The 21,782-nt window shown below is 40.0% G+C and carries 19 protein-coding genes and 1 pseudogene; 14 read left to right on the top strand and 6 right to left on the bottom strand.

Annotated features, from left to right (window positions below):
• Positions 1 to 562: 562 nt before the first annotated feature.
• Entirely contained in the window at positions 563 to 919 is a 357-nt protein-coding gene (locus FZC78_RS23520) for an STAS domain-containing protein (protein ID WP_187444832.1), read from the top strand.
• Between the two features lie 229 nt (positions 920 to 1,148).
• Here FZC78_RS23520 and FZC78_RS06855 read toward each other — a convergent pair whose 3' ends face one another.
• From FZC78_RS06855 to FZC78_RS06845, 3 genes are all read right to left on the bottom strand, one after another.
• Positions 1,149 to 1,808, bottom strand: a complete 660-nt coding sequence (locus tag FZC78_RS06855; protein ID WP_148938918.1) for a DUF429 domain-containing protein — start codon at positions 1,806 to 1,808, stop codon at positions 1,149 to 1,151.
• Positions 1,809 to 2,072: 264 nt separating this feature from the next.
• Positions 2,073 to 2,885 (bottom strand): alpha/beta fold hydrolase, encoded by an 813-nt coding sequence (locus FZC78_RS06850; RefSeq protein WP_148938917.1) that lies wholly within the window; start codon positions 2,883 to 2,885, stop codon positions 2,073 to 2,075.
• A 220-nt stretch (positions 2,886 to 3,105) separates the two neighbouring features.
• A complete protein-coding gene (locus FZC78_RS06845; RefSeq protein WP_148938916.1) occupies positions 3,106 to 3,306 on the bottom strand; it encodes a hypothetical protein in 201 nt (66 codons plus the stop codon).
• Between the two features lie 347 nt (positions 3,307 to 3,653).
• On the opposite strand from FZC78_RS06845, the gene FZC78_RS06840 reads away from it, so the two are divergent.
• The 4 genes from FZC78_RS06840 to FZC78_RS06820 all read left to right on the top strand — a co-directional run bounded on the left by FZC78_RS06840 (position 3,654) and on the right by FZC78_RS06820 (position 6,608).
• Entirely contained in the window at positions 3,654 to 4,046 is a 393-nt protein-coding gene (locus FZC78_RS06840; protein ID WP_148938915.1) for a thiol-disulfide oxidoreductase DCC family protein, read from the top strand.
• Between the two features lie 75 nt (positions 4,047 to 4,121).
• Positions 4,122 to 4,544, top strand: coding sequence for a DUF4064 domain-containing protein (locus FZC78_RS06835; protein ID WP_252183535.1), 423 nt, complete (start codon positions 4,122 to 4,124; stop codon positions 4,542 to 4,544).
• A gap of 912 nt (positions 4,545 to 5,456) precedes the next feature.
• Positions 5,457 to 5,669, top strand: coding sequence for a hypothetical protein (locus tag FZC78_RS06825; RefSeq protein ID WP_148938914.1), 213 nt, complete (start codon positions 5,457 to 5,459; stop codon positions 5,667 to 5,669).
• Positions 5,670 to 5,861: 192 nt separating this feature from the next.
• Positions 5,862 to 6,608, top strand: coding sequence for a UDP-galactose-lipid carrier transferase (locus tag FZC78_RS06820; RefSeq protein WP_148938913.1), 747 nt, complete (start codon positions 5,862 to 5,864; stop codon positions 6,606 to 6,608).
• Between the two features lie 282 nt (positions 6,609 to 6,890).
• Here the strand turns inward: FZC78_RS06820 and FZC78_RS06815 are convergent, their stop codons facing one another.
• Complete coding sequence (locus tag FZC78_RS06815; RefSeq protein WP_148938912.1) at positions 6,891 to 8,636, bottom strand: ABC transporter ATP-binding protein; 1,746 nt, start codon at positions 8,634 to 8,636, stop codon at positions 6,891 to 6,893.
• Positions 8,637 to 9,091: 455 nt separating this feature from the next.
• Here FZC78_RS06815 and FZC78_RS06810 point away from each other — a divergent pair, with 455 nt between their 5' ends.
• The 3 genes from FZC78_RS06810 (at position 9,092) to FZC78_RS06800 (ending at position 13,083) form a co-directional block, all read left to right on the top strand.
• On the top strand, positions 9,092 to 11,242 hold the full coding sequence (locus tag FZC78_RS06810; RefSeq protein ID WP_148938911.1) for a DNA topoisomerase III: 2,151 nt from the start codon (positions 9,092 to 9,094) through the stop codon (positions 11,240 to 11,242).
• 180 nt (positions 11,243 to 11,422) lie between these two features.
• Complete coding sequence (locus FZC78_RS06805) at positions 11,423 to 11,692, top strand: hypothetical protein (RefSeq protein WP_148938910.1); 270 nt, start codon at positions 11,423 to 11,425, stop codon at positions 11,690 to 11,692.
• 290 nt (positions 11,693 to 11,982) lie between these two features.
• Positions 11,983 to 13,083: a M24 family metallopeptidase gene (locus FZC78_RS06800; RefSeq protein WP_148938909.1), complete on the top strand. Its 1,101-nt coding sequence runs from the start codon at positions 11,983 to 11,985 to the stop codon at positions 13,081 to 13,083.
• A gap of 28 nt (positions 13,084 to 13,111) precedes the next feature.
• Here FZC78_RS06800 and FZC78_RS06795 read toward each other — a convergent pair whose 3' ends face one another.
• Positions 13,112 to 13,519, bottom strand: a complete 408-nt coding sequence (locus FZC78_RS06795) for a rhodanese-like domain-containing protein (RefSeq protein ID WP_286365486.1) — start codon at positions 13,517 to 13,519, stop codon at positions 13,112 to 13,114.
• An 850-nt stretch (positions 13,520 to 14,369) separates the two neighbouring features.
• Between FZC78_RS06795 and FZC78_RS06790 the strand changes: the two genes are divergently transcribed.
• The 5 genes and pseudogenes from FZC78_RS06790 to FZC78_RS06770 form a co-directional block, all read left to right on the top strand.
• Complete coding sequence (locus FZC78_RS06790) at positions 14,370 to 15,032, top strand: type 1 glutamine amidotransferase domain-containing protein (RefSeq protein ID WP_187444831.1); 663 nt, start codon at positions 14,370 to 14,372, stop codon at positions 15,030 to 15,032.
• Between the two features lie 418 nt (positions 15,033 to 15,450).
• On the top strand, positions 15,451 to 16,722 hold the full coding sequence (locus FZC78_RS06785) for a DUF2254 domain-containing protein (RefSeq protein WP_148938906.1): 1,272 nt from the start codon (positions 15,451 to 15,453) through the stop codon (positions 16,720 to 16,722).
• 86 nt (positions 16,723 to 16,808) lie between these two features.
• A complete protein-coding gene (gene map / locus FZC78_RS06780) occupies positions 16,809 to 17,552 on the top strand; it encodes a type I methionyl aminopeptidase (RefSeq protein WP_148938905.1) in 744 nt (247 codons plus the stop codon).
• 596 nt (positions 17,553 to 18,148) lie between these two features.
• Positions 18,149 to 18,970, top strand: a complete 822-nt coding sequence (locus tag FZC78_RS06775) for a 3D domain-containing protein (protein WP_148938904.1) — start codon at positions 18,149 to 18,151, stop codon at positions 18,968 to 18,970.
• Between the two features lie 292 nt (positions 18,971 to 19,262).
• Positions 19,263 to 19,786: pseudogene (locus tag FZC78_RS06770) on the top strand (RNA-guided endonuclease TnpB family protein); the annotation flags it as partial.
• A gap of 211 nt (positions 19,787 to 19,997) precedes the next feature.
• On the opposite strand, the gene FZC78_RS06765 reads toward FZC78_RS06770, so the two are convergent.
• Entirely contained in the window at positions 19,998 to 20,192 is a 195-nt protein-coding gene (locus FZC78_RS06765) for a VLRF1 family aeRF1-type release factor (protein ID WP_148938903.1), read from the bottom strand.
• Between the two features lie 284 nt (positions 20,193 to 20,476).
• On the opposite strand from FZC78_RS06765, the gene FZC78_RS24855 reads away from it, so the two are divergent.
• The gene (locus tag FZC78_RS24855) at positions 20,477 to 21,043 is read left to right on the top strand and encodes a 3D domain-containing protein (RefSeq protein WP_426900300.1); all 567 of its coding nucleotides are present in this window, start codon (positions 20,477 to 20,479) and stop codon (positions 21,041 to 21,043) included.
• The last annotated feature ends 739 nt before the right edge of the window (positions 21,044 to 21,782 follow it).

The raw sequence follows: 21,782 nt of genomic DNA, 5'->3' as shown, positions 1-21,782 counted from the left end.
TTGCTAAAAATATTAGAGCTTTATAAAATAAAAGTATATTTATGATGAGGTGAACCCCTTGATGCAGGAAAAAAATAATAGGTTGCTTTTTCAATATATTATCGATAATGACCATAAAATGACGGATGCCTGGCTCGATTGCCGTAAACACTGTGCTGGTTTTTCAGTTTACGCTAAAAATACCTCCTCAGAAATAGAAAGCAAGCTTAGAAGCCAGAATTCAGAATTCATTGAGAGCCTTGCGTATGTATAAATATGTAAAGATAACTTTAGCGAAAGAGTAGACAGATGGGCAGAAAAAATAGCTCATGAGCGAGTTGAGCTGGGGACATCGATTAATGAAATTGTTCAGCAGTTCGGTATATTTCGGAAAATCTTTTGGAGTTTTATTGAAAAGTTCATTCATGAAAACCATACAGAAGTACCTCAGATCTTAGAATGGAGCAGAGAATTAAATTCAGGGTTTGATACAGTCATTGAGAAATTTACCGAGCTTTACCATGCGAAAACAAAGGACTCTTTATCAAAGCAGGAAAATCTGATTAAAGCAATCATTTCCCCTGTGATTCCCGTCACTGAATCAGCTGCCATCTTTCCTCTTTTAGGAAATTTAAATATAACGATTGGAGAAGGCCTTGCAGATTCAGTTTTGGAGCAATGCACGAAATATAATATCACCAAGTTGTTTATCGACATATCCGGAGTGGGAATAATAGACACGATGATTGCCAACCAAATCTTTCAAATGATCTCCAGTCTGAAATTGATAGGCGTCGAGGCCTTTCTTTCGGGCATTCGTCCTGAATTGGCGATGACCGCGGTCCACCTAGGTATTGATTTTAAAGAATATCCATCATACAGCAGCTTGAAACAGGCTTTAAAGGAAAATGGTCTGCATGTCGAGAGCTTTTTTCATTAGGCTGTTTTCGCATCGATGGTTGCTTTCGGATATCCCCGGATACTAAGAGATTTCTCTCTAATCGGGGAAAGTAGCTCTTTTCTTCGTGATCACCAAGTTAGTTAGATGAATAATGATTAGTTTTTTTGAATTAGTATCCAAATATCAATGAAGTTTACAAAAAGAGCCTTACATTAATAATCAAAACCCAGGCTGAAAGGTTTCAGCCTGGGTTTTTGGCTGTCGATCATTAACAGCAGAAGTCAAAGGGGTGGTGAGGAGGCACTGCTTTTTCGCACCAGTTCGGTTCAAGGTAAGGATCTCCCCAATGCCACGCTCCTAAAGCAGCGGCACAAGCATCTATTGCATGTGTAGAGGATCCTGCCTCATTAGGCAGTTCATTCAAATCTGTGGACTGAAGAAAATGAAAGATCTGATTTTGAGAGTCTTCGCTTCTTTTGTAGTTGAGCAGGTGAGGAAGCAGTTCCTTGGGGATTCTCGAACCCATTACTGCACCTGGATGAACTTCCACAACCTTTATTGGTCTGTCTGTATTAAGAGAGTCAATCGAACGTGTCAGGGCAATTCCCCTCAGCGTGAGATAAGCCATTCGGTTCATGGTGGGTGACATGACAGAAGAAGTATTCATGCCAAGACTTTTTATATAGGCGCGAAGGCTTTTGTCTGCTTTTCGGTCGCCGCCGCCGTCCTGGTAAGATAGAGGGGAATCTATGCCTACAAACACAGAATCATTTTCAATTTCTCTTTTAATTTGGGAGATGATGACTTCATCAGTAGCTCCTGAAATCAACTGCCGAAATCTTAAAGAGCCATTGACTTTTTCGAATATTGAAATTACCGTATCTTTTGGATTAGAGGGGCCTGACAAATCGATTCCCATAACAATCATGATCTCACCTGCTTTCTATGTTATCGAATGCTAATTCCAGCGCTTGGCAAGCGAATCGTTATCCTATTTAACATGCTTAAGCGTTTTAAGTGGTTCATAACACTCTACCCATATTACTAAGGTTATAAATCGGATCTTTTGGGGTAGTGGGTGCTGAAAGTTTTTATTATATCCGCTGTATTGTTTAAATAGGACAGCTTCTATCAGGGAACTCCTCTGTATGCAGGTCTTCTTTCGAGAGTTATCGGCATAAAAAAATCCGTCTTATAGAAAGACGGATAATGGTAAGAACATGGAAACAGGTACTGGGTTCAATTTCCTTAAATATTTCAGTGTGATCGAGTTGAACTTATCCGGCTGATCGATATTGCATACATGCCCGGAATCCTCTATTAGGTGTAAATCAAGCTCTTTTTGCTTTTCCACCAGCTGTTTCACTGGGGCCAGGAACAAGTGGTCTTCCTCACCCATCACAAAGAGAGTAGGAATACCCTGGGAATCAATTTGCAGATTTTTCAGGTATGGATTGATGGATTTTGTCAACCCTAACCAGCGTATGAATTCTTTTTGGCACATTTTTCTAGCCTGCTTTACGAAGGTGTATCTGGATTCTACATGCCTTGGCTGAGGCATGATAATCCAGGCAAATAATTTGTAGAGCCACATATAGGGAATAAGAAACTTAAATGCATTCCCGACGGCCAGCAAAAATTTTGTCCTAAGGTTCAACTTTATGATGGCTCCTGCTAGTATCATGGAAGAAAGCCGTTCAGGATGTTTTCCTGCAAGAGTCTGTACTACAATCGTACCGAGTGATATTCCTATAAAGTGGGATGACTTTATCTTTAGATAGTCGAGAACATCGATGACTTCCTCAGCCACATTGACAAAGGAGTCACCTTTTTTCCAAGAAGCCTGGGAACTTCCATGGCCTCTTAGATCAATTAATAATACATTAAATTCTTTTTTGAAATCTTTAATTTGTTTAAACCAGATACTGGAACTCCCCCCGGCACCATGGATAAAGGTGACCCAAGGCCAAGAAGTATCTTTAACATATGTTCGATAATGTAACATTTTAATGCAACCTCACAATCGATGATGAAAACATGGACTATATATTTTCATAGATTACAATAGTTGATCTATATCTGTTCTGAGAAGATTACTAAAGCGATTCTATTATAACCTATTACCCGAAATATATCATCTCACACTATAAAATGAAATATAAAAGACCGGCCATTTCTTCTGTGAAATGACCGGTCTTAAATTACGAGTTACAAAGCGCAGGGTATCATTCTTTAAAGAAGTTTTGGAATTTCTCTGGATCTTTCTGGTTTTCTTTTTGATAATACGGATTTAACTCTTCTGTGTTTTGCTGATCGAGATTGGTTTTGATAACAAGAGAAGGGCTTGATGGTCTTGAAGCAATCAGCCTGTCATCCAGGCTGTCAAAGTTCGGGTCTCGCTGTTTTTTATCTGTATCTTTTTCCATATAAATTCACCTCCATTTTCTAGGATGGAGAGGAAACCTCAAATTATGTATCAAGTTACTGCACAGTCAAAAAAAGCTGACCTGGATGAACCAGGTCAGAAAAAAACGAGGGGGCCAAATAGTCTTTCAAATCTTCTTTTATAATGTACCTCTAATTTAATGGAAAGCCAATATTGATATAAGTCCATAGCAGTCCATAAACTCCTTTGAATAGGAGGAAATCTTCTGATACGCAGCGAAATCATAAAAAACTATAACTCTAAGCATATTGAAAGGTAATATGAAAACATTACCATAACTTTCATGGAAAATGATATTATAGAGTTGCAGGAAAGGAAAGTGATATTATGGGAGCTATCATTCTATTTGATGGTGTTTGCAATCTCTGCAATCATATCGTTCAATTCGTGATAAAAAGGGATAAACATGCTTATTTTAAATTTGCTTCCTTACAAAGCGAAGCCGGACAAACGTTACTGGAGAAATATAAGGTTGATCCTAAAACAGATAGCATCGTCTTGATAGAACAAGACGAATGTTATATGAAATCTTCTGCAGCTCTGAGGGTGGGCAAGAAACTCACGGGTGTTTGGAAGGCCTTCTTTATCTTTATTATTATTCCTCCTGTCATAAGAGATAAAGTATATGACCTTATTGCCCGAAATCGATATAACTGGTTCGGAAAGAGAGATAGTTGTATGCTTCCATCCCCTGAAATGAAAAAAAGATTCATTCAATAAGAAAAGATGAATCTTTTATTGAGTTTGTTCGTAAATACTTGTAGTGCATAATTAAATGTTCAGGAGGAGATTAAATTGGTAAAACGTACAGGCGAAATAGTTATGGGAGTTATTGGGATTATACTGAGTGCATTGTTTGCCGTAATGGGCTTTGTTTTAAATGCAAACAGCGGAGCCATGCAGGAGATGGTGGAGGAGGAGTTCAGCCAGGATCCAACTTTTACCGCTGAAGAAACAAATGTTATCCTTCAGTCAATGGAATCGATTGGTCCGTTCTTGATAGGTCTGGGCTTGATCAGCTCGATACTTGGCTTGGTTGCTGTTCTTCTTATTAAAGGGAACAAGAAACCTGTTATAGCAGGAATTCTGTTTATCCTGGGTGCTTTAGTAGTCGGGCTTGGTACGGTAGGTGCTGGTTTCCTCCCAGGAATCCTTTTCCTGATTGCAGGTATTATGGCCTTAGTGAGAAAACCTAAGGACCCAGTTTCTGTCATGTAAAAACGAAGTAGGGAAAGCTGTTAGCCTTATAGGGTCAACAGCTTTTTTTAAACCTTCTTTTTCAACCTTGCAGGATGTAGTTAAGGTGACATCGAGGAGGGAGGTTCAACTTTAACACGACAAAAGCATAAGGCTGTTTTCACATACATTGCAGTTGCAGGATATCCCGGATACTAAGGGTTCTCTCTAATAGGGGAGAGCTCTTTTCTTTTAGCTCTTTTCGTAAACTTTGTTGCTATTTGATACTAATTCCGAAAATTAACTATACTAAGAGGGTGAGATCTAGTAACACCGAAAAGAGTTAAAACTCTTAGTATCCGAGATTATTTGAAAGCAACAATATATGATAATAATGCCTTTCTAAAATATTGTTGCTTTTAAATGCTATTTTATCTCCTCCTCCTTTTTACGTGGAAGGATTGGAGCGTAAGGCGTGCGACCTCCTGCGGGACTAGCGGTCGTCTAGTTCCAGCGCCTAGCCCCTCGGGGTCAAATAACCCGGAGAGAATAAAAGGAAAAACCGCCTTTTTTTCTCTCCGGAACATTTGCCTGTCGGGACTGATCAGGGCGCTTCCACTTTTATACAGGCGAAGCCGAGGAGGCTCAACGCCCGCCCCGCGGAGTCGCGCGCCTGGAGTGGAAATCCGTTACTTTTTAAATAGCCACAATCTTTGCAAAAACAGCCTTTCTTTTTAAGCTAACCAGGTTATTCCATTGAAGTAAGGTTGTTCTTTGGATTTAGTAACAAACAGATACAAAGTTTACGAAAAATGCAATGCACAAAGAGAATTCGCCTATTTATCAATTGTTGAGATAGATGTCCATTCCTTTGAAACTTTATTTCATACCCTATAGTAAACCAACCCTTTTGCAAGAAAAGGATTCAAGGGTTGTGAAAAGGAGGGTAAAGGGATGTCTGAAGAAAAAAGACGTGTAATAAATGCTGACAAAGTCCTTATTCGTGCTAACGAGGTTATCATTTTGGATGAAAACGACAAAAGAAAACGCCATTATGATGATGTTGCAGGTGCTGATGAAGGAAGAAGACACAAACGAGACAGAGATGATGTCGGCGGCCAGGATGACAGAAGAGACGATAAACGACGCGGTTGGTCATGGATTTAATGATCTGAAAAAACAGTCCTCCTGCAGGACTGTTTTTTTATGAAGGGGCAGGATTATGGCGTTTTCCTAATTCACTAAAAAGCTTATCGCCTGCAGGGTCTAGATTAGTATATAAGTTTAAAACTCTTTGCAAAGGATAAATGGATATAAGATTGGTTTCAATACATACAATATTTCAAGGAGGGTAAGTGTATGTTGGATTCAGTAGACTTGACAAAAAAAATAGATGATAAAAAAGAATATGAAAAGAGATTAAAGAAGCAGCAATTAATTTTGCTGGGGTTACAAAGAGCTCTCATGGATGAAAAAATTGGCTGTATCCTTGTGTTTGAAGGATGGGATGCTGCAGGAAAAGGGGGAGCGATCAAAAGAACGACCCAGAATATTGATCCTCGTGGCTTTGAAGTGCACTCTACCGCAGCACCCACGCTTGAACAAAAGCAATATCACTATCTCCAAAGATTTTGGAATAGGATGCCAAAATACGGGAAGCTGGGGATCTTTGACCGCTCCTGGTACGGAAGGGTGCTTGTTGAAAGAGTGGAAGGGTTTGCCGACGAATCAGAGTGGAGAAGGGCTTATGGAGAAATAAATGACTTTGAAAGAATCCTGACTGGTGAAAATTTCATCGTGCTTAAATTTTGGTTTCATATTTCTAAAGAAGAACAGCTGAACAGATTCAATGACCGCCAAAATGATCCTATGAAATCCTGGAAACTGACAGAGGAAGACTGGCGGAATAGAGAAAAATGGGATCTCTATAAAGAAGCGGTAGACGAGATGATTCAGGAAACAGACAAGGAAAACGCCCCGTGGCATATTATTGAAGGGGAAGATAAAAGGCATGCAAGAGTCAAAACCCTTGAAATCATAAACAGAACCATTCTGACGGAAATGGAAAAACGTAATATTGATGTCAAGCATTACTTTAAAAAATAAAGAATAGGTTATCTTTTGCAGTGACTTTCTGGTGAAGGTTATCCTAATTTGGCTGGGTCGAGCAGAGTGTTAAATAGGGATTCTCTGCGTCGGAGATAAAGACCATGAAGATATACAAAATCCTTTCCCTGAATTAATGGACGATGTCTGAAACATAGGATGCTTTGTATATATTGTTGCTTTTGGATGTCCCTGGTGAAAAGAGCCAGCACTAAAGAAAATCGGTAGAGCCGCCCATTCTGTATGACGACTATACAGAATGGGCGGCTCTACTGTTCTATTTTACTTTTCAGCGGTAAGCTGCTGCTGGACAAGCTTTTTATACAATTGATTTGATAGCAGAAGTTCCTGATGCGTTCCGCTTCCGGAAATAGATCCATTTTCAATGACAAAAATAGTATCTGCTTCTACCACTGTAGATAAGCGATGCGCTATAATGAGGGTAGTCCTTCCCTTCATCAGATTCTTTAAAGCGTTTTGTACAAGCAGTTCTGATTCGCTGTCAAGGTTGGATGTTGCTTCATCGAGAAGCAGTATCTTCGGATTCCTCAGCAATGCCCTTGCAATAGCAATTCTTTGTCTTTGTCCGCCAGAGAGCTTTACACCTCGTTCACCTACCTGAGTTTGAAAACCTTCTGAAAGGCTGACAATGAAGTCATAAGCATTTGCCTGCCTCGCCGCTTCAATCACTTCTTCCTCTTTGACTACCCTTTGTAATCCATAGCATATGTTATCGTGAATCGTACCGGACATGATGGGGCTTTCTTGGGAAACATAACCAATTGATTTTCGCCATTCTTGTAAAGGTATGTTCCCAATGGAGGTATTCCCCAACCTTATATCTCCGCTGTCCAGGGGATAGAATCGTTCAATTAAAGAAAAAATGGTCGTTTTTCCTCCGCCGCTGGGACCGACAAACGCAGCTGTTTTTCCTCTGGTTATTTCAAAGGACAAGAAGTCTATGATTCTTTTCTTATTATTGTAACCGAAGGAGACATCTTGAAAGATGAGGCTCTCATCTGAAAAGTTCCTTTGGGCCGTCTCTTTTTTTCCCTCAGTTTTAACATCCAGGAGGTCCTGGATACGATCAGTAGCTCCTGCCGCTTTTTGAAAAGCAGTAAAAAAGGTGGCAAGCTGGGTGAAGGGGACGATGATTTGGAACATGTAGATGATGATAGCTACCAGGGATCCAGCTGACAGCGCTCCTGCAGAAACTCTTGCTCCTCCATACCCGATGATGACGACAAGTACCACCATCATAATCGTCGTCATAAAAGGAGAGACCACAGCCTGGATCTTCGCTTCCTTTAACCCAAACTTAAACAAATTTTGTATTCCCTTTTGGCCATTTTGCCTTTCAGCAGGCTGTCCATTATAAGATTTAACGAGTCTGATCTCGGACAGCACCCTGCCCAGATTTCCACTGAAATCCGCCATTTCATCTTGTGTCTGGCGTGAAATGGTATGCATTTTCTTCCCTAAAGGCATCATGATCAACAATGAGACCGGCACTGCAACAAACATAATGACAGTCATGCTCCAATCGATCGTCAGAAGGATGATAATAGAGCCAATAATGGTAATGACACCTGATACAAGTGTCACCAAGTGGTTGGTGATAAGCGTCTTTACCGTATTAGTATCCTGGGTGATTCTGCTCATGGTCTCTCCTGATTGGTGTGAATCAAAGAAAGAGATGGGAAGTTCCAGGACATGATTCCATAAGGTTTCCCGTATTTTTGCCACAAAGGTCTCCCCAATATATGTCATAAGATAATGGGAGAATCCACCGGTGACTGCCTGTACTATGAATGCTGCCAGAAGTAGAAAAATGAGACTCATTTCAATTCCGGCTCCTGATATTTGGTCTACCAATGACTTGGTAAAAAGAGGGACTACCAGGGAGGCTGCAGTTTCAAATAAACTTAGTACTAGTGCTCCCGTGAAAATCCACTTTGAAGGCTTACCGATTTTTAGTAAACGCATGAAACGATTCCAATTAGAAGGATTGTTTTTCTTTAGCGGCATCTTTATTCCTCTTTTCTTAAGGTTCTTTTCGTAAACTTTGTTGCTATTTGATACTAATTTCAAAAAAAACGAATCATAATTTACCTTAATAACCTGGTAATCATGAAAAGAAAAGAGCTGCTTCCCCCGCTTAGAGAGAAATCCTTTACTATCCGGGGATATCCGAAAGCAACAATCTATGGGAAAAATCCTTTCTTAAACTGTTCCTATTTCACTATCTAGGTATACTTTATCAGATAATACGCCAGTTTTCCTCTTACACATTTGAAATAGCTCTTCGATATAGGAGAGAACTTATCTGCTGTGCTACAATGGAAAATATTTATGATGAGTAAATTCCGTAAGCCAGTCTCTTAGCACTTTCTTGATCCTCTAGATGGGAGAAGCTAAGAACTAGAGAATGAGCCTTTATACATGAAAACAAATTAAATCTGTTAAGTTCAAAGGAGTTCACAATGAAGGTAATTATTGCTGAAAAGCCTGATCAGGGTGCTGCGCTAGCCAAACCTTTTCCTCATAAAAAGGGGCAGGGATTCATCGAAATCCTGCCAAATCAGCTGTTTCCGGAAGGTGCTTATATCACCTGGGCAATCGGACATCTCTTGCAGCTTCAATCTCCTGAAAAGTATGATGCTCAGTGGAAAAAGTGGAATGTCGAAACGCTGCCCATGATTCCAGAAAAATTCAAATATGAAGTGAACCGTTCAAAATACAAACAGTACAATGCAGTGAAATCGCTATTGCAGAAACCCTCGGTGAATGAAATCATTCATGCAGGTGATGCGGGACGCGAAGGGGAGTTGATTGTCCGGAATATTATCAATATGTCCGGTATCAAAAAACCAATGAAACGACTATGGATTTCTTCTCTTACACCTAAAGCGGTTACAGAAGGTTTTACAAAACTTCTGGATGAAAGTGAAACAAGAAGCGTATTTTTTGAAGCTTATTCCAGGGCTTGTGCCGACTGGATCATCGGCATGAATGCATCCCGGATTTATAGTATCCTCTTGAAGCAAAAGGGGATGTCCGATGTTTTTTCAGCGGGCCGTGTGCAGACACCGACGCTGGCTCTGATTGTTAAAAGAGAAAAGGAGATTGAAAGTTTTGTCAGTGAGCCATTTTGGGAAGTAACTGCTGATTTCGATGTGGACGGAAAAGTGTATCAGGGTAAGTGGGAGAAAGATAAGCAGCCGAGATTGAAAGATAAAGAGACTGCTGTGAAAATCGCTGACTTCTGTAAAGGAAAACCTGCAGTAATCAAAGATCTTTCCACTGAAAGAAAAGAGTATCAGCCTCCATTACTGTTCAATCTTTCTTCTCTACAGGCAACAGCCAATAAAATATTTAAATTTTCTCCACAAAAAACGCTGGATACGCTTCAAAAGCTCTATCAAAAAGGGATCGTTTCGTATCCTCGTTCGGACTCAAATTATGTCACAAAAGGTGAAGCTGAAACTTTTCCAGAAATCTTGGAGAAATTAGGCAGGCTGCCGGCCTATCAAGAGCTGTTTCCCCTGCCGGTAAAATCATTGTTGAACAACAAAAGGTATGTCAATGAGCAGAAAGTGACCGACCACTATGCCATCATTCCTACAGAACAGGTGAAAAATCCTGAGAAACTGCCTGCTGATGAGCAAAAGATTTATGACCTTGTTGTCCGAAGGCTGATTGCTGCTCATTTTGAAAAGTCGATATTTGACTACTCTACTTTAATAACGCTTGTAGATGGAAGAGCTGAATTCGTTTCCAAAGGAAAGATCCAGATTCAAGAAGGCTGGAGGAAAGTCATTTTCCAGCAAGAGAAGGACGATGAACAATTGCTTCCCAATGTGAATAAGGGCGATAATGGCCTTGTGAAAAACGTAAAAGTAAAAGAAGGAAAAACGCAGCCTCCTAAACGTTACACAGAAGGGCAATTGATCACTTTAATGAAAACGGCAGGAAGACATCTTGAAGATGAAGAGCTCGAAAAAGTTCTTTCCAGTACTGAGGGCCTCGGGACTGAGGCAACAAGAGCAAACATTATTGCAGGCTTGAAAGACAGGAAGTATATTGATGTGAAGCGAAATGCCGTCTATGCAACCGATAAAGGCAAAGTACTAATTGAAGCGATTGGGGAAAAAATACTTGCATCCCCTGAAATGACGGCAAAATGGGAACAGAGGCTGGGGGAGATCGGCCAGGGCCGGGCGTCTGCACCTCAATTCATGGAACAAGTCAAGAAACTCAGCGGAAAGATCATTTCTGATGCGATTGAAGCCTCCAAGGACTGGTCATTTGATGGAATAGATACGGACGCGATTCAAAGGACAAGCTCCCGGGCTTCACTTGGAAAGTCCATCGGATCATGCCCATATTGCAAGGCTAATGTTCTTGATAAAGGGGAATTCTATGGATGCAGTGCTTATAAAAAGACAAAATGCAGTTTCACTCTTTCAAAGATGATCATGAAAAAGAAAATTTCTCCAGCCAATGCCAAAAAACTGATCGAAGAAGGAAAAACTGGAATCATTAAGGGGTTTAAAAAAGGTGAGAAATCCTTTGATGCAGTCTTAAAGTGGGATAATGAGGAAAGAAAGCTCCAATTTGAATTTAAAAATTAATACTATATCGGCATAGTTTTTACCAGCCTGTCTTCAATAAATTGTGATAATGTTAATCTACTGACCGATCTTACCAGACTAATAAAATATTTTTCGCTAAAACAGTTTCAAACTTCTGCTGAGCGGGTAACTTTAGAATAACTACTTATTCATAAATATGCATAGAGGAGTGAACTGAAAGTGGATATTGGTCTATATAAAATTGAAAATATGTCAGATGAAATCATTACATTAACATTATTCGAAAATGAAGAAACAGAGCAGTTAGAGAGTGCAATGCAGCACCTGCCAAGAAGCTTATTTCCATTTCATGTAACAAATGAAATCATGATAGAAGTTTCCGAACGTGCAGGTCAGCTTGAATTCACACCAATCAGTACTGATAACGTGGAAGCCCGCTTACAGGCTGAGGAGCTATTAAAAGACTTTATTGGAACGGCTGAGGTATAGAGCCGTTTAAAAAAACATCTTCTTTCTATATAGAAAGAAGGTGTTTTTTAGTGGACAAAATATTTATTCAGGTACCTTGTACAAAAGCATTCCTGTAGTTCACTGCGCTATCGCAGTAAAGGTGCATGTCGAGGAAACCAACTATTTAATAACCAGCAAGCAATAGGTAAACAGCCTGGAAGTGGTTAAGTGTCATCCTGGACTGTCCTTCTCATGATTTTCAGTTGACATTGGGGCGTTTCTGATAAATCATTAGAGTTATACATAAGTAATGAATGGAGTGTCGTTTAATGAGCAAGCGTATAGAAAAGATTCAAACATGGCTTAAAGAACAAAATATCGAAGCGGTTTTTATCAACTCGAAAGAAAACGTTTTCTACTTATCGAATTTCCTTACAGATCCTCATGAGCGTCTTATGGGCCTGTTTTTATTCAAAGAGGCGGAACCTTTATTTGTCCTTCCGGCAATGGAAGAAGGACAATTGAGGAGTGCAGGGTGGCAGCATGAAATCCTTGGGTATAAAGATCATGAAAATCCATGGGACCTCATTAAGGCTTCTATCGGGAGGAGGAAGACCGGTAACCCTGAAAAGCTCGCAATTGAGAAAGAAGTCCTTTCATACTCGAGAAGTAAAGCATTTTTGTCACTTTTTCCAAAGGTGGAGGTCATAAATGCGGAGGATAAATTGAACGAGCTGCGTGTGGTTAAGGATGAAAGAGAGATCGAGATCATACGCCGTGCTGCTGAAATGGCAGATTTCGGAGTGCAGACAGGAGTCAACGCTCTTCAAGAAGGTATAACAGAGATGGAAGTCCTCGCCAAAATCGAATTTGAATTGAAGAAAAAAGGGATACGGCAGATGTCATTCTCTACAATGGTCCTATTTGGTGAGAAATCAGGTGAGCCTCATGGGAACCCGGGCAGCCGCCAGTTAAAAGCTGGGGATTTCGTCCTGTTTGATTTAGGTGTTGTACTGGAAGGCTACTGCTCCGATATTACACGTACGGTTGCCTTTAAAACAGTTTCAGATAAGCAAAGAGAGATTTATGATACAGTATTAAAAGCTGAACTGGCTTCTCTTGAGGTGAGTAAACCTGGAAACAGGATCGGGGATCTGGACAGCACTGCCCGTAAAATCATTTCAGATGCGGGGTATGGAGAATACTTCCCTCACCGTATCGGTCATGGAATGGGTATCAATGTTCATGAATTTCCATCCATGAGTCATATGAATGACGGCGTGCTCAAAGAAGGAATGGTTTATACTATTGAGCCTGGCATTTATTTACCGGAAGTTGGCGGGGTTCGAATTGAGGATGATGTGCTAGTGACAGAAAATGGATATGAAACGCTGACTAAATTCCCAAAAGACCTCCAAATCATTGAATGAATTTGAAAACGTAAGCGGCCAGGTCAGCTCAGGGAGAGAAAAAGGCAGTCTTTCCTTTTATTCTTTTAGGGTTATTTGACCCTGATGGGACGCTGCTTAAAATAATGGCAAAAGCCGGATGAAGATTGTTCAGCATCCGGCTTATTTTAATTCTCCAGAGAATAGCTCCAAGCACTAAGGCCGACTGCAGATTATAAACAGAAGTAAATCCATTGCTCTTCAACACTTCCGCTGCTTGAGAGGATCTGCTGCCGGTTCTGCATACCACCAGAAAGGACTGGTTTTTATCCAGCTCATCCAATCGGCTTTCCAGGTCATCCAGAGGAATGAACAAGCAGCCTTTAATATGCCCCTGTAAATACTCCTCTTCACTCCTAACATCAAAAACCTTTACATCTCCGTTATCAATCATGGGTTTCGCTTTTTCATTCGTCAGCTCATTTTGGCTGCCTGAACTGCATGCTATTAACCCAATAGTTAAGAGTGTTAAAAAAATTCATTTTTTTCATAAGAAGTACCTTAACTCCATCCCAAATCTATTTTTCTCTGCAGCGTTTTCCAGATAGTTTGTTAAGGTTGATTATATAATTTTTTCAGTTATCTGTCGTTCAAGAGAGGCCGACTTATGATTCTGTACGCAGTTAGTCCAAATGGATAGTTGCCTAAACGGCAGCATCATCTTCTTATACAATAAATATCTATCTCTCCACAGGAAAAGGGATTTGTTTAGTACTATTAGAGCCTTTAGAAAACAATAATCGCTTCCGTGTATCCCCTGGATAACAGGTTCTTCTATTTAGAAGGGTACTGAAAAAGAGTTTTGATTTCAGTAGGTGTGCGATTTCGCTGGGATGGCCCCCGACGGAATAGTCTTTATAAGGAAAAGAGTATGCTCCTTAATTAAGTATCCAGCGTAAAAATAAGGGGAGATTTTCCCGCTAATTGCAAATTTCAGCTCATAATGGAGTAAATAGAGGGAGTTTTTCCTCTTATATGAAAAAAAGCACCCGTTTACTAGTGTTTTAATTCAAATAAGATGAATTTTTCCCTCTAATATATTTGAACGTATTGAACCTTGCTGATAAGTGCCTCTAATCACTGTTCCTTTATAGCATTCAGTAGATTTTCAGTGCCTTCTAATTTAGGACGGTATATTTTCAGAGTCCATATTGTACAATTTTTTGAAGGGAGAAACAAAATCCAAAACAACAGCCAAACGATAATAGTTTAATCCTCTTTCCCTAAGGATAAATACAAGTTAACCAGATTAAAGGAGGAGTATTTCTATGAAAAAGATATTAATGGTTCTTACAAATACTGAACAAATTGATAAAGATCACCAAACAGGATTATGGTTGTCCGAATTTGCGGAGCCTTATGTTGAATTTACTGACAGAGGATACAGTGTGAGCGCTGCCAGCATTAAAGGTGGAAGAGTACCAGTGGACCCTAATAGTGTAACCGATGGAGAGATGCCGCCCGATGAATGGGAAGGAGCCATTCATGAACTGGAAAGCACATTGGTTCTATCGCAAGTGAATGTAAATGATTATAATGCTATTTTTCTTCCTGGAGGGCATGGAACAATGTTTGACTTGCCCGGAAATGCAGCACTTCAGCAAGCATTGGCTCACTTCGCAGAGAACAACAAACTGATCGGTTCTGTCTGCCATGGACCAGCAGGGTTTGTGGATGTGAAGCTGTCTTCAGGCAAGTACCTTGTGGAAGGGAAACGTATTACTGGCTTTACCAATGAAGAAGAGCAGCAGTCGAATATGGATTCTCTGGTTCCTTTCTTAATGGAATCCCGGCTACGGGAAAATGGGGCAGATTTTCAAAAAGGCAGCGCATTTTCAGACTTTGTCGTGTCGGATACAGGTTTTGTCACTGGACAAAACCCTCAATCCGGGTTAAGTACTGCAAAAGCTTTTGTTGAACAGCTTCAATAGAATTAAAAAAGGATCAGCCGGCTATTGTGGCCGGTTTTTCTTATTGAATTAAGAAAATGCTAAGAAATGATCTACTAGTCCTCGGAGAATAAAAGAAAATACCAGCTTGCACTTTTGTTCCGTCCAGTTTCAGTCCCTCGGGGTCAAATAACCCTCAGAGAATAAAAGGAAAGCCCGCCTTTTTTTCTCTGAGGAACATTTGCCTGTCGGGGCTGAACAGGGCGCTTGCACTTTTGTTCCGTCCAGTTTCAGCGCCCAGCCCCTCGGGGTCAAATAACCCTCAGAGAATAAAAGGAAAGCCCGCCTTTTTTCTCTGAGGAACATTTGCCTGTCGGGGCTGAACAGGGCGCTTACACTTTTGTTTTTTAGATATATTGTGACATAATTGAACTCTTAAATTGTGACAGGGAGTGATTAGTTGAAAAGTTTTTTGATTAACTTGAAAGGCCGCATCTGGTTTGTTCCCTCTGTTTATAGTCTGCTTTCATTGATAATGGCCTTCGTCACTATAATGATTGATTATTACTGGGCAGCTTCCATGAAAGAATATCTGCCGTCCTTCATGATGACTAAAATAGATTTGGCTCAAACTGTTTTGGGCACCATTGCCGGTTCGCTTTTGACAATGACCACCTTTACTTTTTCGACAGTGATGGTTGTTTTGACTACATATTCTTCTCAATTTTCCCCAAGGGCCCTCAAACACTTTGTGAATGACAAGAAGACGGTTCGGGGGCTGGGTGTCTTTATGGGTGGATTTATTTATTCCATCACTACTTTACTGTTCATGAGAGACACGCCAAATGAGGAATACGTGATAGCTGCGTTTTTTGGGGTGGTTTATGCTGTCGTCTGTCTGGCTTACTTCGCTTATTTCATTCATCATGTTGCTACTTCCATTCAAATCAGCAGCTTAATTGGAAGGCTGGAAAAAGATGCGATGAAAATAGTAAAGTTTTATAAAGAGCTGCAAAAGAACAATGTCGTTCAAGAACAAAAGAAGGACCCAGGCCGGTTTTTAAACAAAAAAGAAGTATGCAGTAAGAAAAGCGGTTTTCTTCAATTTGTTGATTTCAAAGGTTTATTGGAATTCACAGAGAAAAATGGTCTCTTTATAGACTTTGAGATCAAAGTAGGGAATTTTATCAGAAAGGGTCAGCCTCTTTACACGATTTACAGCCAAAAAGAAAGTATAGAAGATCTATCAGAATATCTTTCCTTTGGCAGTGAAAGAATGGGGAAGTATGACTTGGAGTTCTCACTGCAGAGGATCTCCGAAATAGCGGTACGGGCTGTGTCCCCATCTATAAATGATCCAAATACAGCGAGAGACTGTATTCGGTATTTGGGGGTTCTGCTTGGTGAAACCGCTGAATTAAATGATGGGCATTTGACAATGATGGATAAAGATACCGAGCCCCGGGTAAGGATACCGTTCTTCGAGTTTGATAGAATGCTGTATAAATCTTATTATCAGATTGTCCATTATGCCAAGCAGGATATATCAGTTATTCTGGCTCTCTTGGAAGCAATGGTCATCATTCAAAAGGAGATGCCGGAAGGGAGGCAGGAAGCTGTATACAGTTTTCATGAATACATTCTCCAGAACATTAATAAGGAAGAAATGCATAAATGGGATCTGCAAATCCTGAACGAGAAAATAAGTGAACTCGAAGGGGAAATGATATGATTCGTGTTGAAAGGGGAATATCCTTCTCATTCTGGCTTAAATCTGTATAATATAAAAAGACAACTATTTAAAAAAAGGAAGATTTTATGATTATTACAAACGATCAAGAACTACAAGCAATGAAAGAGATTGGCAAGATTGTCGCAGCCATTAGAGATGAAATGAAAAATGCCGTTAAAACCGGTATGACGACAAAAGAACTCGATCAGCTGGGAGCAGAGCTTTTTAAAAAGCATGGTGCTATTTCTGCCCCTAAACAAGAGTATGATTTCCCAGGCTTTACTTGTATCAGTATCAACGAGGAAGTGGCTCATGGAATTCCTGGTGAAAGGGTCATTCAAGAAGGCGATCTGGTGAATATAGATGTTTCAGGTTCGAAGGACGGCTTTTATGCAGATACAGGGATTTCCTTCGTAGTGGGAGAGGGGAACGAAAAGCTGCACGACTTGTGTGAAGCAGTCAAGAAGTCCTTTGATGCTGGTCTTAAAAAAATCAAAGCAGGGTCTAAGTTGAATGGGATTGGCAAAGCGGTCCATAACGAAGCGAGGAGAAACGGATATACGGTCATTAAGAATCTCACTGGACATGGAGTGGGGAAATCTCTTCATGAAGAACCTTCCCATATCATGAATTATTTTGATCCATGGGATAACGGCCTTCTCGCAGATGGAATGGTCATTGCCTTTGAACCTTTCGTTTCTACAAAAGCGGAAGAAATCGTTCAGGAGGATGATGGCTGGACCTTCGTAACAGAGGATAAAAGCTTTGTAGCTCAAATTGAACATACGATTGTAGTAACAAAAGGAGAACCTATCATTTTGACTTTATGAGGCTTGAAGGACCAGATCTCTAATGAAACAGCCAGTGAGGAGTCACTGGCTGTTTTTTCGTTACTATAGGTGTTTTCACTTCGATGGGGAACCCACTAGGCTGATTCGAAACTAAACGGTTAAGGTTATTAAATACAACTTTATTAGGAGAGATTGTTGTGCTTAACTAGCTATGTATACTAGTTGTTTTCTCTCTGCCCATAGAGAAAGCTCTTTCCTATCCTTGCCAGAGTCTCTACAGTTCTTTTTAGCAATATTTTAGAAATTAAAATAAATACCGCAGCTTGAAAAAAACCTTAACAAATTTCTTTAATTCTATTGAATAAGGAATCAAAACGAAGTAATATAGTAAATAACAACGTACATATATACCATTTTGATTAGCCTCCTAAACCTCCTTTTCTTAAATTCTTTTATCCCAATTCTTTCACTCCCACATGTTTCTTCTCTAGTAATAAATTCCCATTACAGCATTGAAATACAAATGTATTGACTCTATTATACTCTCGTAATTGTTTTGTAGTACTCCTATGTTAGCATGAAGAATGTGAGTAAAGATATCGTACCACTTACTAACAAAGGAGAGGGTTACTACAATGAAGAAAACAGTTATCACTCTTGCGACGGCAGCAAGTTTAACTCTAACAATGGGCGCAGGTGCCTCTGCGGAAAATGTAGAAGTTAAGAAGGGCGATACTCTTTGGGGATTATCAAAAGAATATGGTACATCTGTTGAGGATCTTTTAAGATGGAATAACTTAAACTCCGATTTAATCTTCCCTAATCAACAATTAAGAGTATCATCTACTGAAAATTATACAGTAGAATCCGGAGATACCTTATGGGGAATTGCAAAATATTACGGCGTATCAGTGAATGAACTCATGAATACGAATTCACTGACTTCAGATATAATTCACCCTGGACAAAATCTTGTCATTGATTTGGACAACCGTGGAGTAGCTACTCTTGTGAATCAACAGGAACAAGCTACTGAAACGCAGCAAACTACAGAGGAACCTGCGGCTGAGCCAGCAGCTGAAGAAACAGCTTCTGCTGCAGTCGAGGAGACTATTCCTGCACAACCAACTGAAACACCTGTAAATACTCAGCCGACTCAAGAGGCAGCAAATGCAATTACAGTATCAGCAACTGCATACACAGCCTCTTGTGAAGGGTGCTCTGGAACTACCAGAACGGGCGTAGACTTGATCGCTAATCCAGATGCCAAAGTCATTGCGGTAGACCCTAATGTCATTCCATTAGGTACAGAAGTTTATGTTGAGGGATACGGATATGCAACTGCTCAGGATACCGGCGGTGCAATCAAAGGAAACAAAATCGATGTATTTATCCCTGAAAGACAAGATGCACTTAATTGGGGAGTACGTTCTGTAAAAGTTACTATTCTTGATTAATATAGTGTAAAGTAAAAAAAGCAAAGGCGGCAGCCTTTGCTTTTTTTATGGTCCTATATTCCGCCGGCTATTCTGGGAATTCCAGAGAGCTAATAGCGAGGTATGAACATCTCCCTTCATGACAGGAAAACAGGCTGATTACCACTTCCTTCTATTCCAGCAGGAAGTATACTCCAGAAAGATTGTACTTTAGGAACGTATGTTTCTTTCAAAGCTTTTTTAGTAGAGACCAAAGGCAGGTGATTCATCTCCCCTCTTACTTGAAGAGGGAGTTTTCTCGCCATATTTAGATAAAAACCCCCGCTTATTCCGTACACAGAAAAGAAAATAATCAATGCCCAACGCATTCTTTCAAGGAGGCAATTGGATTCTTCGAATTGGAATAAACAAAAAAAGAAAGTGGCCCGGCCGCACGAAAAAATCGCTAATGCAAGAAAAGATATGCTGGACAAAATCTCTACCGAAATAGTCAAAAACCACGACATTATCGGCATTGAAGATTTGTCCGTCGAGAAAATGTTAAAAAACAAAGACCTTTCAAAAGGAATCAGCGAAGTAAGCTGGGCCCGATTCAGGTCTATGTTGGAATACAAATCCTTATGGTACGGCAAACAGGTGATAGCCGCAGCGAAAAATTCCCCTTCCAGCCAGCTATGTTCTGTATGTAATTATAAGTATAAAGCCGTTAAAGATCTTGCGTTGCGCGAATGGACGTGTCCAACTTGTAAAAGCAATCATCAAAGGGATCTTAACGCAAGTTTAAATCTTCGCAACGAAGCATTGCGATTAACCGCGGGGACTGCGGAGATAGCCTAATCAAAAACGAACCAAAAAGGTTTGTGTTCTTAGGAATCCACCGCTTCAAGCGACCTGTAAGGGCGGTAAGTCGTGGGTAGTTCAAAGATAGGCCCTGCATTTATAATAATAGTAAAGAATCTGTTAATGCTGATGTATGAATCAAAAAAGGAATACTCATTTCCATTAAAAAAAGGAAAAGGTATAATGCACCTTTCCCTTATGCAAACACTTATGCATTTATTTCTTCCACTACTTTTTCTTCTTGTTCATTGAGAAGATTTTTCTGGATCACTTCGTCAATTTGCTTATTCATATTTTCACTCAGCATGTGCCCTGTCCCTTTGTCGCCAAGAACAATGATTTTTTCCCACTTACGATCTGCAGCTACTTTGTCGAGCTTGCCGGATTTTCTCTTGACGTTCAACCAGGTCCCCCGGAAAGTGCTCGATTATAATACGCCATTTGAGGTATTCATGAATTTCTTGCCGTGTTCGACTTGAGTTGACAATTTACATTAGATTAAATATATTGAGAGATTGGAAAAAAGTGAGCTAGTTCTGCAATTTGGACTACGAGTGAATATCTTCCTGAATTTTGACAGGTTGTAATGAAATGTAATGGTTTCATCATTCTTTTGTCATTGGCATGATATAAGCCTGTGTTACTATTTCTTTTGTTGGTCTTAACGGACTAAAAGGAGGAATTAACTTGAAGAAGCACGTTTTTATTTCACTACTCATTTTATTTATAATCGGATTTCATACATTATCGCTTCAAGCAAAAGAAAATAGTAAACCTGCATTAGACGGCCCAGTTAAAGGCTACCATAATATTTCAGAAGGAGATATGCTGTGGAATTTAGCCTTTATACAGGAGGAAGCAGATCTAACGGTAGAAACCAGGAAGCGGCTGATTCACGAAGGAAAAGAAGCTCAGGCACCAGCCCAGTCTGAAAAAGCACAAGAAAAAAATGAAGATACTGTTATTAAAGAAGTCGAAGTTAAAGCTACTGCTTATACTGCTTATTGCGATGGGTGCATAGGAATTACAAAGACAGGAGTGGATTTGCGGGCAAATCCAGATGAAAAAGTTATTGCTGTTGATCCTGCAGTCATTCCGCTCGGGTCAAAAGTGTATGTAGAAGGATTGGGGTATGCGACTGCGGAAGATACAGGCAGTGCAATCAAAGGTAACAGGATTGATATTTTTATACCCTCACGTGAAGAAGCTCTGGAGTATGGGGTAAAAAGTATAACCGTACAAGTCATCGAATAAGATAAGAGAAATAGAAAACCACTCATCTAAAAAAGGTGAGTGGTTTTATTATGATTTGCACTAATGTCAACCGCTTACCAAATCAACTACTAATTACATAGATGATTTCGCAGGCTTCTCGGATAGAGTCATTTCAAAAGATAATTTTGTGATGGGCCGTGTTCCTAAGTCCAGCTCCAAGCTCTCAGCGGAGAGCATATGGTCGCCCCCTTGCTGGCTGGACCGGTTAGGGGGCCTCAACTGGCAGCAGATCTCGTTCTTTCTCCTTGCGTTCTGAGACTCTGTTAAATAAGGGAAGAATTCTCCATATTTAAAACTTAGCACCAAAAAGGTATTAATATTAGAGCATTGAATGAGGTCTGACTTTTAATACTTTAGTGTCTAACGTCCTGGTTTTGTATTCGGGTTTTTAATGGATTGGATTTCTTTTCTGTCACTCATTTGTCTTTCTGCCAATTCTTTCGCGGCTTCATGCTGTGAGTTTTGGTTTTGTTTGCGCATGTTTTTCCTCCTTTTATCCTTTTTCAATCATTCATAGCTTTTGTAGGGCAACAGTGATTCATGCATACTTTACGGATTAGAGATGAGCCTATCCATTGAAGAGTATTATTTTAAACTTTCAGGGGGAAAATAAACCAAGAATTCATAATGATCAAGTCGCAGCTTTTTACCAGATATGTCTAAAAAATGCATATTGGTTGAATAGGGAGTATCAATCTGTTAACGTTTAGAATGTTGT

Origin of the sequence: Rossellomorea vietnamensis (assembly GCF_008180415.1) — a bacterium.
GTDB lineage: Bacteria > Bacillota > Bacilli > Bacillales > Bacillaceae_B > Rossellomorea > Rossellomorea vietnamensis_C.
Note: the sequence above shows the minus strand (reverse complement) of the source record. Positions and strands in the feature narration are given on the sequence as shown.